At 34.8% G+C, this 12,316-nt stretch carries 11 protein-coding genes; 9 read left to right on the forward strand and 2 right to left on the reverse strand.

Going from position 1 to position 12,316, the window contains the following annotated elements; translation table 11 throughout:
- Positions 1–76 precede the first annotated feature (76 nt).
- Together WEEVI_RS06035 and WEEVI_RS06040 are read left to right on the forward strand one after the other, a co-directional pair.
- On the forward strand, positions 77–754 hold the full coding sequence (locus WEEVI_RS06035; protein ID WP_013598272.1) for a response regulator transcription factor: 678 nt from the start codon (positions 77–79) through the stop codon (positions 752–754).
- Positions 754–1,785 carry a sensor histidine kinase gene (locus WEEVI_RS06040; RefSeq protein WP_013598273.1) on the forward strand — a complete coding sequence of 344 codons (1,032 nt, stop codon included), beginning with the start codon at positions 754–756 and terminating at the stop codon, positions 1,783–1,785. The genes WEEVI_RS06035 and WEEVI_RS06040 overlap by 1 nt, the downstream gene beginning before the upstream one ends.
- Here the strand turns inward: WEEVI_RS06040 and WEEVI_RS06045 are convergent.
- Positions 1,767–2,180: a hypothetical protein gene (locus WEEVI_RS06045; protein WP_013598274.1), complete on the reverse strand. Its 414-nt coding sequence runs from the start codon at positions 2,178–2,180 to the stop codon at positions 1,767–1,769. The two genes, WEEVI_RS06040 and WEEVI_RS06045, sit on opposite strands and share 19 nt — an antisense overlap.
- A gap of 94 nt (positions 2,181–2,274) precedes the next feature.
- Between WEEVI_RS06045 and leuS the strand changes: the two genes are divergently transcribed.
- The 7 genes from leuS to WEEVI_RS06080 all read left to right on the forward strand — a co-directional run bounded on the left by leuS (position 2,275) and on the right by WEEVI_RS06080 (position 11,378).
- Positions 2,275–5,130, forward strand: a complete 2,856-nt coding sequence (gene leuS, locus WEEVI_RS06050; protein ID WP_013598275.1) for a leucine--tRNA ligase — start codon at positions 2,275–2,277, stop codon at positions 5,128–5,130.
- Positions 5,131–5,222: 92 nt separating this feature from the next.
- Positions 5,223–6,455 carry a polysaccharide deacetylase family protein gene (locus tag WEEVI_RS06055; RefSeq protein ID WP_013598276.1) on the forward strand — a complete coding sequence of 411 codons (1,233 nt, stop codon included), beginning with the start codon at positions 5,223–5,225 and terminating at the stop codon, positions 6,453–6,455.
- Complete coding sequence (locus WEEVI_RS06060) at positions 6,433–7,293, forward strand: GNAT family N-acetyltransferase (RefSeq protein WP_126414858.1); 861 nt, start codon at positions 6,433–6,435, stop codon at positions 7,291–7,293. The genes WEEVI_RS06055 and WEEVI_RS06060 overlap by 23 nt, the downstream gene beginning before the upstream one ends.
- Positions 7,287–8,330 (forward strand): GNAT family N-acetyltransferase, encoded by a 1,044-nt coding sequence (locus WEEVI_RS06065; protein WP_013598278.1) that lies wholly within the window; start codon positions 7,287–7,289, stop codon positions 8,328–8,330. Before WEEVI_RS06060 ends, WEEVI_RS06065 begins: the two co-directional genes overlap by 7 nt.
- Positions 8,331–8,333: 3 nt before the next feature.
- Positions 8,334–9,200 carry a polysaccharide deacetylase family protein gene (locus WEEVI_RS06070; protein WP_013598279.1) on the forward strand — a complete coding sequence of 289 codons (867 nt, stop codon included), beginning with the start codon at positions 8,334–8,336 and terminating at the stop codon, positions 9,198–9,200.
- Entirely contained in the window at positions 9,178–10,416 is a 1,239-nt protein-coding gene (locus tag WEEVI_RS06075; RefSeq protein ID WP_013598280.1) for a hypothetical protein, read from the forward strand. Before WEEVI_RS06070 ends, WEEVI_RS06075 begins: the two co-directional genes overlap by 23 nt.
- A gap of 11 nt (positions 10,417–10,427) precedes the next feature.
- Positions 10,428–11,378, forward strand: a complete 951-nt coding sequence (locus tag WEEVI_RS06080) for a hypothetical protein (RefSeq protein WP_013598281.1) — start codon at positions 10,428–10,430, stop codon at positions 11,376–11,378.
- Between the two features lie 47 nt (positions 11,379–11,425).
- On the opposite strand, the gene WEEVI_RS06085 is transcribed toward WEEVI_RS06080, so the two are convergent.
- A complete protein-coding gene (locus WEEVI_RS06085; RefSeq protein ID WP_013598282.1) occupies positions 11,426–12,316 on the reverse strand; it encodes a 3-hydroxyacyl-CoA dehydrogenase family protein in 891 nt (296 codons plus the stop codon).

A 12,316-nucleotide genomic window follows, 5' to 3' on the forward strand; every position in this document is an offset into this window, starting at 1 on the left:
TTATGAAATTCATATTTATATAGTTTTATTACCTTAATTTTACGAGCGTTTTACGAAACCGTTAATTCTCTTTATTATGAAACATTATAAGATTTTACTGGTAGACGATGAGCCAGATATTTTAGAGTTTGTTACCTACAATTTAGAAAAAGAAGGTTTCGAGGTAGAGACCGCAACAAATGGATTAGAGGGGATAAAAAAAGCAAAAGTTTTCAAACCTCATCTTATTCTTATGGATGTAATGATGCCTCAAATGGACGGTGTAGAAGCTTGTGGTGAGTTGAGAAAGCTAGATGCTTTCAAGGATACACTGATTGTGTTCTTATCGGCTCGTGGCGAAGATTTCTCTCAATTAGCTGCGTATGATGCTGGTGCAAATGACTATATCGTGAAACCGATCAAACCAAAAATATTGGTAAGTAAATTGAAAGCTTTACTAAAAATAAAACAACAAGATGAAGAAGTAGCGGATATTATTCGGCTAAAAGACTTTACGATCAATCGAGAAACATACAAAGTTACTTTCAAAGGAGAAGATTTTACTTTGCCTAGAAAAGAATTCGAACTTATTGCTTTGTTGGGCTCAAATCCCGAGAGAGTTTTCAAACGAGAAGAAATCCTTGATAAAGTTTGGGGTAATGAAGTAGTAGTTGGCGGTAGAACTATTGATGTACATGTGCGTAAATTAAGAGAAAAATTCGGGAATGATCGCTTTTCAACCATTAAAGGTATTGGGTATAAAATGAATGATTAATGGCCAAATCCCTTAAAAAGATGCATAGTTTTGGGTGGGGTTTTTTTGCTACACTAATTGTCTATGTACTTATGTTTGTTTTGTATTATGTTTGGTTCCAGAATTTTGCTGTTTTATATCAATACAAAGCTTTTCTTTTCGTTACATTTTTGGTTAGTACTTTGATACTGACAATTATTATTCATTTCAATAATAAACGACAAAGGCGAACAGATTTGCGTCAGTTTTCGTCTATTCTACCTGTTTTGGATGGCGAAGAAACTTTGGATTTTGAAGATATCTCGCAGAAATTTACAACCATTACAGAAGATCAAACCAAAGAAATCGATATCCTAATCGAACGAGAAAATTACCGAAGAGAGTTTTTAGGAAATATATCACACGAGCTGAAAACACCGCTATTTTCGGTACAAGGCTATTTGTTGACGTTGATAGAAGGAGGAGTAGAAGATGAAAAAATTAGAGATAAATACCTCAATAGGATTAATAAGTCGGTAGATCGATTGATTTATTTGGTAAAAGATTTAGATATGATCACCGAGCTCGAACGAGAAAAAATAAAACTTCATCAAACAACCTTCAACCTTACTGCACTAGTACAAGAATCTATAGACTTGCTAGAGATAAAAGCAGTAAATAAGAATATCGATTTGTATATAAAGCAACCAGTGAATCCTAACTTGCGTGTAAAAGGAGATTTAGAAAAAATACAGCAAGTACTGATCAATCTTATAGCAAATGCAATCAATTATTCGGATGAAGGTACCAAAGTTAGTATACAATTAGAAAGACAAGAAGACAAAGTGAAAGTCGCAGTAAAAGACGAAGGTGTTGGCATCAAAGAGTCGGATATAGAGCGTATTTTCGAGCGTTTTTATCGGGTAGAAAAAAGTAGAAGTAGAAACAATGGTGGCTCGGGCTTAGGCTTAGCAATCGTAAAACATATTCTCGAAGCTCATCAACAAAAAATAACCGTAAAAAGTAAACCTGGGCAAGGTTCGGTATTTAGTTTTTACTTAGAAGCGGTATAATAATCGTATACAAACTTCAGATGTCTTTTGTTTTTATAGACATGAATTGTGTCGTTGTAGCGGCTTTTCCATAACGTATAAGGCGTACTTAGATTGAGTAACGAGCCTTTTTTGTTTTCACCATAGAAAAGCTCTTTGTACAAGATGCTATCCTCTTTTATGTATTGATTATCATTAGGATATTCGATTAAAAAGAACTCATCTCTCACATAAATAGGATCTTTTATTCGAACCATTGAATCGCTTTCTCGATCCCAATTAATGACAATTGGGTTGATTTCAATCTCATAATTCACAAAAATACGGGTATGGTTCACAATGTATCGAACTGTAATCAGGATGAAAACTAAAATAAATCCTACCGAAAACCAATAAAAAATCTTTCTTTTCAACATCTGTAAACTGAGCACTTAGTTTGGTTTCAAATATCGTTTTTTTAAGTTTTATTTGCTCTATAAATACTGTATTTTTGCTAAAATTAAAATAATTATGCAATACAATCCTTCAGAAATAGAACCAAAATGGCAGCAGTACTGGTTTGATCACAAAACATTTCAGGCAAAGAATCAGTCGGATAAGACTAAATATTATGTTTTGGATATGTTTCCTTACCCTTCCGGAGCAGGTTTGCATGTTGGTCATCCATTAGGGTATATTGCGTCTGATATTTATGCACGCTACAAACGACTAAAAGGCTATAATGTTCTTCACCCGATGGGCTACGATTCGTTCGGTTTACCAGCCGAGCAATACGCTATACAAACAGGTCAACATCCAGCAATCACAACAATTGTAAATATAGAAGGTGGAGTAGATAAACAAGGAAACACCATTCCTGGGTACGATAAACAGCTGAAGCGTTTGGGGCTTGGGTATGATTGGGATCGAGAAATTAGAACCTCTAATCCCAATTTTTATAAATGGACACAATGGATATTTAATCAGCTTTTTGATAGTTATTACAATCTTTCTACCAATAAAGCAGAATCTATTTGCCGTCTAATCAATGAGTTTTCTACAAATGGTAACACCCAAATAAATGCAGTTTGTGATGAAGATACGCCACAGTTTTCTGCCGAAGACTGGAAAAACTACACAGAAAAACAACAGCAAGAAATACTCCTAAAATACCGTCTAACCTTTTTGGCAGAAGCCGAAGTCAATTGGTGTCCAGATTTAGGAACTGTGTTGGCAAATGATGAGGTAATCAATGGTTTATCTGAAAGAGGAGGTTTCCCAGTTATCAGAAAAAAAATGACCCAATGGATGATGAGAATCACGGCGTATGCAGATCGCTTATTGACCGATTTGGATACCATCGATTGGCCAGAACCTATCAAAGAAGCTCAGCGTAATTGGATAGGAAAATCAAAGGGAGCCTCTGTGCTTTTTTCGATAGAAGGAAACGAAGAACAAATAGAAGTTTTTACTACTCGCCCTGATACTATTTTCGGTGTGAGTTATGTAACACTTGCGCCAGAACATCCATTGGTACAAAAAATTACCACTTCGGATAATAGAAAAAAAGTAGAGGAATATGTAGAACAAACCACAAAACGATCAGAGAGAGAACGTTTATCAGATGTTAAGCACATTAGCGGTGAATTTACAGGTGCATATGCTATTCATCCTATTACTCAAGAAAAATTGCCTATTTGGATAGGGGATTATGTGTTGGCATCTTACGGGACAGGGGCTGTAATGGCCGTGCCGGCAGGGGATGATCGTGATTACGCTTTTGCAAAACATTTCGATTTGCCGATTCGTCCAATTTTCGAAAATCATGACCTACAAGAAGCTGCTTTTACAGAGAAAGGAAACTTCAAACTAATCAACTCAGATTTTTTAGATGGATTAGACTATCCACAAGCTATAGAAAAAATTGTTCATTTTCTAGAGGATAAGAATATCGGAAAAGGAAAAACAAATTTCCGTTTGAGGGATGCAGTTTTTTCACGTCAACGCTATTGGGGAGAACCAGTACCAGCTTATTTCAAAGATGGTGTTCCGTACACTATACCAACCGAAGCTTTACCCGTCATCCTACCAGAAGTTGATGAATATTTACCAACCAAAGAAGGAGAGCCACCATTAGGTCGTGCAACCAAATGGGCGTTTGATACGCTGAACAAAGAAGTGGTCGAAAACCACTTGATAGATAATAAAACAATTTTCCCAATAGAACTGAATACGATGCCTGGTTGGGCAGGTTCTTCGTGGTATTGGATGCGGTATATGGATCCCGATAACGAAAATGAGTTTGTGAGCAAAGATGCGGTAGAGTATTGGCAAAATGTAGATCTGTATATCGGTGGATCCGAGCATGCAACAGGCCATTTATTGTATTCACGTTTTTGGCAAAAATTTATGTTCGATAAAGGATGGGCACCAACCCAAGAATATGCAATGAAGTTGATCAATCAAGGTATGATTTTAGGGGTTAGTGCTTTTGTATATCGCATACAAGGCAGTAACACTTTTGTCTCATATTCTCTGAAAGATCAATACCAAGTAACACCTATTCATGTTGATGTAAGCTTACTGAAAGATGGTACAGATGAGTTGGATATAGAAAAATTCTGTACATGGCGAGAAGAGTATCAGGACGCCGAATTTATCTTAGAAGAAGAGAAATACATTACAGGACGAGAAGTAGAGAAAATGTCGAAATCGAAGTTTAACGTGCTAAACCCAGATATAATATGTGAGCAGTATGGAGCCGATTCTCTTCGTTTGTACGAAATGTTTTTAGGACCACTTGAACAATCGAAACCTTGGAACACACAAGGGATCTCGGGAGTACACTCTTTTTTGAAAAAGTTTTGGCGTTTGTACCATTCGGGAGAAAATGATTCTTTTTATGTTTCAGAGGATGAACCAACCAAAGAAGAATACAAAATTCTGCATCAAGCCATAAAAAAAGTTGACGAAGATGTTAACAGTTTTTCGTTTAACACATCGGTTTCTACATTTATGATTACTGTGAACGAATTAGGAAAATTAAAAACCAATAAAAGAGCAATTCTAGAACCTTTGGCAATAATTTTATCGCCATATGCACCCCATATAGCCGAAGAATTGTGGCACAAACTAGGGTATACTTCGTCAATTGCACATGCAGATTTCCCGATTTTCGATGAAAAATGGTTGATTGCAGATAGCAAAGAATATCCTGTTTCTTTCAATGGTAAAATGAAATTTTTGCTCGAGCTTCCTTTGAGTTTGAGTAAGGATGAAATCCAAGAAATAGTGATGAAAGATGCACGCACCCAAAAACAATTGAGAGATCGAACCCCGAAAAAGATCATCATTGTGCCTGGAAAAATAATCAATATTGTAGGATAATTTACTAGTTTATCAGCCATAAAACGCCGAGTTTTGCTTGGCGTTTTTTCTTTCCTAAAAAAGGTTTATTTTTACACCTAAAACCCTATGTTTTGTACGATAAACTCTGTATTTATACCGAAAAATTAAGTCCAAGAATCGAGTATGTATTCGATTTCTTCAACCAAACTTTTTTAGGATTAGAACTAGTTTTCGTACATCAAAAAGAAGAGTTTTTACAAGCCGAAGCTTATAAAATTAATTTTTCTGAACATACTTTTTCTGAGCTATTTCAGTTGAAAAAAGATAGTTTCCTGCTAGACAATCACATCGATTCTGCAGTAAAATTCTCTGATTTGCATGAGATAGGAAAAGTCTTTTATTGCCTTTCTAGATACGAAGAATATTTGTTACTCCATGATAGGTTGGATGAGCATCAAAGGTTTTTAGGTTCTGAAGTAGATTATTCTAAACCAATTGTTGATCAAATATTATTAAAAATACTAGAAGATTTAATGGCATTTTATCCAAGTATTCGCCCGATTGAAAAATCTTTTGTGCAAATCAATACCCACGATGTAGATTTTGCTTGGAAATATAAAAACCACTCCTTAGCCAAACAAATAAAAACCTTTTTGAGGGGTTGTTTTTATGGGGATTTTAGATCGATAAAAGAACAGTTCTTCGTACTGAATAATTTGCAAAAAGATCCCTACGATCAGTTCGATTACCTAAGAGAAATAGCCGAAAAATATGGACATGATTCTATCTTTTTTTGGCTGTTGGGTGATACTTCAACCTATGATCATAATCTAAGTTGGCAAAATTTAGCACATCAAAAATTGATTAAACAACAAGCAAGTTGGGCAAAAATAGGGATACATCCATCTTATTTATCCAACCGAAATCCAGAAAAAATAAAAGAGGAAATTCAACGATTATCGATTGTTTTGAATCGGAAAATAATTTGTTCTCGACAACATTTCATCAAATTACATTTGCCCCAAACCTATAAGAACTTGCTCCAATACGAAGTGGAAGAGGACTATACAATGGGTTTTGCTCATAGGGTGGGATTTCGCGCCGGCACTGCACAACCATTTTTTTGGTTCGATTTATCGACGAATTCTATCACAACCCTCAAAATATTTCCGTTTGTTGCAATGGATGTGACCCTGAGAAATTACATGAAACTTTCACCAGTAGAGGCTTGTCAATTATTATTGGAGTATAGAGAAAAAGTGAAGACGGTGAATGGGTATTTTATAACATTATTTCATCAGTCGAATTTTACCAATGAATGGGAAAAATGGCGAGAAGTTTATGAGCGAATTCAATATGATTAAACAAATAAATAGGAAAAATTTAGATCAAGAAAAGTATACAAAATGTTTGCGAAAAAGTGTAAATTATCGTGTGTATGCAGAAATTTGGTACCTGGATTTATTGGTGAATAAACGATGGGACTGTTTGGTTTATGGTGATTATCAGGCTGTTATGCCACTGCCTTTTATTAGGTTGTTGGGTATGAAGTTTGTATCTCAGCCAACTTACTGCCAGCAATTAGGTGTTTTCCATTCTGACAATTTTCCTATAGAAGTTTTTCAAAGGATTTATCGAAAATTAGAAAAAAAGCGGGTAAAAAGTTATCATTTCAATGAAGAGAACACTTTGCTTTTTTCTCCGCAAGGAGAAAAAAGAATTAATCATATTTTACCCGTCAATAATCGAGAATATGATAAGAAAACCAAGAAAAATGTACGCTCTTTTATCAATAAAAAAGTAGAATTGCGCTGGAATTCTGTTGAGATAGATGAACTAATCAACTTTAAACAAAAAAATAGTCAACATGCTGTAGATATACAACAGCTTTTTCGTGTATTAACGATATTGCAAGAAAAGAAAAAAGCAACAATTATTACAGCGCATTCCGAAGGAGAATTGGTTGGCTTTTCTGTGTTTATCGATAGTGGACAACGCGGAATTTATGTCAATGCTTCTGTAAATAATCAAGGGAAGAAAATGGCTGTTCCGACAGGGATTTTAGATGCATATATCCAAGAAAATCCAATGAAAATCTTAGACTTCGAAGGATCGAATATTCCAAGTATTGCTCATTTTTTCGAGGGTTTTGGTGCTCAAAAAAAATATTATACTTGCTATAAAAACAATCGACTTTGGTAACAATACACACACTGAAAAAGAAGGATTTGTTAGAGTTCTATAATTCAGATTTTTATAGAAAATTAATGCATGTACCCTTCACGCCGTTTCGTTTATGGTCTTATTTAGAAAACCCGTTTTCTGTACAAGAAGATTTTGTGTTGTACTTTATAGTTGTTGATAATCAGATTGTTAGTTATAGAATTGTCTTGCATGATTTGGTTTATTTTACCGAAAAAATAATTTGGTCTAGTGGAAATTGGACACATCCAGATTACCGAAGAAAAGGTTTTTCTGAGCTGTTGTTGAACAAAATAGAAAAAGATTATCCGCATCAATTAATGGTGTTAACACGAACGCCAGGTTCGGCGAAATTGTATCAAAATAGAGAGAAATATTACTTTATTCACGATATAAAATCAACTGAATTGTATCTGAGTTTTAGTTTTTTAGAAAAGAAATTTCCTACGAAAATAAGTAAAGTCCTTAATTGGTTTTATCATTTTATTACGCCTACAAAAAATGAAAAATTTACTTTTCAGCAATCGAGTTTAGATCAAAAAACCGAAGCATTTTTACAAGAAAAATCAAAAAACGAATTATTTCCGTTGTCGACAAAAAAGCTGCAATGGATTTTTCAATTTCCTTGGCTATCTACAAATCCTAGTGATGAAATTCATCAAAAATTCGACTTTAGTTTTATCGATCCTACCTTTCATTTAGCAGCTTTCGAATTACGTGAAAATGACGAACTAACTGCTTTTGTAGTACGAGCTATTCGGCAAAAAACATACTTTTTGCACTATATTTATTACAATTCTGATGAGCAAGCAAATGAAATTGTGGACAACATCATCGCCGAAATTGAAAAAGATAAACTACATTCGGTGGTGATTCGCAATCCATTAATTGAGTTTCTTCTTACAAGAAAATTAAGAGTAATCCTAAAAAGACCGTATAAAAATTTTCTTTTTATCGATCAAAAATTAATAGAAAAACATCCCGACTTGTTACATAGAAATAGGCAACATGGGATCGGAGAAATTATTTTTACATAGAAAATGTGGCATAAAAAATCGATATTCCCTTTTTATCACACGGTATCTGATCAAGATTTACCTTATATCCGGCATTTGTATCCGTTGAAAAACATAGATCAATTTCAGCGAGAATTAGACTATTTTCAGCAACATTACACGTCGATTTCTTTACAAGAATTAATCGAATCTAAAAATTCACAAGAAGGAGTAAAGGAGAATTGTTTTCATTTGAGTTTCGATGATGGGCTAAAAGAATGTCAGACCCATATTGCTCCGATTCTGAAGGAGAGAGGCTTGCATGCTACTTTTTTTATTAATCCTAATTTTATCGATAATCAAGCAGTTTTTTATCGGTACAAAGTTGCTTTATTGTTAGAGAAAAACCCTTCAGAAATTCAACGCAAAAAGCTTTTGAAGCTACAAATTCATGATGAGCCTTTGATTGATTCTTTGATTGAACAATATAAAATTTCCTTGTCAGATTGGGATATTTATATGAATATGAGTGATCTACAAGATTTGCTAGACGATGGATTTTCTCTTGGTGGGCATTCGATGAATCATCCTTTTTATCAGTTTCTAAACTTAGAAGAACAGTTGAGTGAAAGCACAGAAAGCGTAGATTATATTCAACAAAAATTCGGGTTGGATTATCGAGTGTTCTCTTTTCCTTTTACCGATTATGGTGTTAAGCAAGACTTCTTCGAGATTTTTGATGCGCAATTAACCTTTGGTACAGCAGGCATAAAAGACGATAGTGTTGCAACGAATATTCAACGTTTACCAATGGATAATTGTATCGGAAATCCAAGTTATTTTGTGTTGAAAAATGTAGTATCTTACTGGATCAAAAAATCTATACATCGTGAAACTGTTCAGCATTTCTAATTGTTTATCCAAAAAATATACGCTTTTACCATTTTTTCTTGGTTTGCTAACTTCTTGTACGACAACACATTATGGTTTGTCTTATCCGAAAGAAAATCAATCACCTCTAGAAAATCCTACCAAAACAACCCTTTCTTCTAATGTATCCACCATAGAAAATTTTGTGATTACGGATGATTTGAAACCGATAAACATTCGTGTCAATGTCATTATATTAGAACGCGAAGACGGTTCGGGAAATTTTAACCTAAAAAATCAAGAAGAGCGTCAAGTTCTAGAAGATTATTTGCAACAAGCAAATCAAAGTTGGGGAAATCTCAGGCAACCAAATGATTTAACCGGCTGCTACACAGGAACCGATTATTATAGGGATAGCAAGATTAGATTTGTGTTTAATTATATCGAAATAAAAGACTCTTATTATTGGAATTATAAAAACTCTGGCTCCGATTTAGAGTCTAAAAAACCAGTGCTAAGAAATTTTTCGCCAAGCAATAATTGGTACATGAAACCTTTGGATAGTAAGATAACAAATGACCCAAAAATCCCCAAAGGTATCAACCTATATCTTACCCTAGATGGAGATATTTTTGATGAAGTTGTAAAGAAAAAAGCGATTAATTATAAGGGGAATACAATGGCTGCGTCTGAGTTTCCGACTGTAAGCAATCTGCAGAGAAGCTCACAAATCCATTTGCCGAACCGTTACCTAAAATATCTTTTGCACCGCTACCAAGCACCTCTGCAAAGCAACACAACCTGGGAGGAAACAAAACTATGGCACACGCAAGGAGACGGGAAAGGTTTTGCACACGAGTTGGGGCATAGTCTTGGTTTGGGGCACGGAAATAGTTATCATTCTCCGAATGCATGTCCATTCAGTCTGATGTCGCAAAGAGGAAACGATCCGCGAGATTATTTGCAGCCAACCGAAATCATCAAAGCGCACGATTTTTTACGCCGATCAAACTTGATACAATTCGTGACCGAAGACTCTTTTTTGGGCAATACATTTATTATTGAAAAAAATACAATATGGGATAAAACTCAACGTTTCTATTCCAACATTCATGTCAATGATGAAGTAGTTCTCACTATTTCGGCCAAGACGATTGTGGCTCCTCAAACCAAAATTTCTTTAGGAAAAAATGCAAAAATCGTTTTCGAAGGACAGGGGAAAATTATAGACGCGAATGGAAAAGAAAGAAAATTATAAGATTATCTCGTATGATTAATAAGAAAAAAAAGTTTGCAGTAGGATTATTTTTTCTGAGCTCGTTTTGTATGCTTCATGCACAAATGCAATCGAAACAAACCCCTAAACAAGCTTTGTCTATTACAGATTTTGGCCTAATCGGAAAGGTAAAAGAAATACAAACAAAGTCTATAGAAGCCATAAGTAAGCGTGCTGCAACAGGTTTTTTTAGTAATGAATATTATAATCAAACAATACATCGATTCGATTATAATGGTCTGCTCCTATACAAAACTAATTTCTTAGAATACGGTAATCGATTAGGGATCTATTCAGAAGAAAATTATCATTATAATCAATCAAATCAATTAGCAGAATACCAGAAAATAATTCTCAATAATGGCGAAGACCCACGAAGAGTAGAGGAGCAAAAAAAATATTATTACCAAAACGGGCAACTAGTCCAAGAAGATTTTGTTTATCAAAGCAAATCCAACCAAATTCGTTATCAGACTTTGTATACTCACGACAAAAATGTACAGAAAATTGTCGACAAAATAGAAGGAATAAAAAACTCCGAGACAGTACTATTATACAATGAAAACCAGAATCTAGTGAAAACTGAAACAATCTATTTCAATGGAGAAAAAGGCTTGGTCGAATATTTTATTTATGATAACTCTAGCAATCCGATTGCGGTAGAAAGAATCGGGAAAAATCTACACGCATTTGGGTTTGAAGATAAAGAAAGACGCAAAGAAACTCGACGCTTTTATGATGCTAATTGGCAATTAGAACGCGAAGAAGTGTATAATAATAATGAATTAATAGCATTGAAAAAAGCAGAGAAAGAAGGTCAATCGTTTTTGAATATTTATACTTTCGATTATCAATACGATTCGCATGGGAATTGGGTGAAATGTGAAGTTTTTAGAGATGCACGTCCGTGGCAAATCATCGAGCGTACAATAGCTTATTATTAAAATACATAAAAAAAACCTGATTCTCGAATCAGGTTTTTTTTATGTGATTATTTGGAGAATTGTGCAGCTATTTTTTCTGCCTTTTTCGATTCTGAGTAATCGTAGAAACCTTCTCCAGATTTTACTCCTTTTTTGCCAGCTACCACCATGTTTACCAATAATGGACAAGGAGCATATTTAGGGTTTTTGAAACCATCGTAGAGAACATTTAAGATAGATAAACAAACGTCAAGACCAATGAAATCTGCCAATTGTAGCGGTCCCATTGGGTGAGCCATTCCAAGTTTCATCACCTCATCAATTTCTCGTACACCAGCTACACCTTCGTACAATGAATAAATCGCTTCGTTGATCATTGGCATCAAGATTCTGTTGGCAATAAAACCAGGATAGTCGTTGACTTCTACCGGTATTTTCCCAAGCTTATCAGACAATGTCATGATGGCTTTTGTTACATCATCGCATGTTTCGTATCCACGAATGATTTCTACCAATTTCATTACAGGAACTGGATTCATAAAATGCATACCGATTACTTGTTTCGGGCGTTTAGTAACCGAAGCAATTTTGGTAATCGAGATAGACGAAGTGTTGGTTGCAAGGATCGCTTTTTCGGGCGCAGCTTCATCCAACTGTTGAAATATTTTTAGTTTCAGATCCAAATTCTCGGTTGCAGCTTCCACAACCAATTCTACCTCTTTTACAGCTTCAGAAATGTCGGTAAAGGTTGTGATGTTGCTTAAGGTTTGTTGTTTATCGGCTTCAGAAATTTTCTCACGCGCAATCATTCTATCAAGATTGGTTTCGATTGTTTTCAATCCGCGATCAAGGTTTTCTTGCGATATATCGACCAAATGAACAGAGAAGCCAGATTGTGCAAAAACGTGTGCAATCCCATTTCCCATTGTTCCCGCTCCAATTACGGTAATGTTTTTCAT

This window comes from Weeksella virosa DSM 16922 (genome assembly GCF_000189415.1).
Taxonomy (GTDB): Bacteria; Bacteroidota; Bacteroidia; order Flavobacteriales; family Weeksellaceae; genus Weeksella; species Weeksella virosa.

Coding starts and splice junctions, on each gene's coding strand:
- WEEVI_RS06080 (WP_013598281.1), top strand. CDS start 10,428: ATGATTAATAAGAAAAAAAAGTTTGCAGTAGGATTATTTTTTCTGAGC.
- WEEVI_RS06060 (WP_126414858.1), top strand. CDS start 6,433: ATGAGCGAATTCAATATGATTAAACAAATAAATAGGAAAAATTTAGAT.
- WEEVI_RS06035 (WP_013598272.1), top strand. CDS start 77: ATGAAACATTATAAGATTTTACTGGTAGACGATGAGCCAGATATTTTA.
- leuS (WP_013598275.1), top strand. CDS start 2,275: ATGCAATACAATCCTTCAGAAATAGAACCAAAATGGCAGCAGTACTGG.
- WEEVI_RS06070 (WP_013598279.1), top strand. CDS start 8,334: ATGTGGCATAAAAAATCGATATTCCCTTTTTATCACACGGTATCTGAT.
- WEEVI_RS06045 (WP_013598274.1), bottom strand. CDS start 2,180: ATGTTGAAAAGAAAGATTTTTTATTGGTTTTCGGTAGGATTTATTTTA.
- WEEVI_RS06085 (WP_013598282.1), bottom strand. CDS start 12,316: ATGAAAAACATTACCGTAATTGGAGCGGGAACAATGGGAAATGGGATT.
- WEEVI_RS06040 (WP_013598273.1), top strand. CDS start 754: ATGGCCAAATCCCTTAAAAAGATGCATAGTTTTGGGTGGGGTTTTTTT.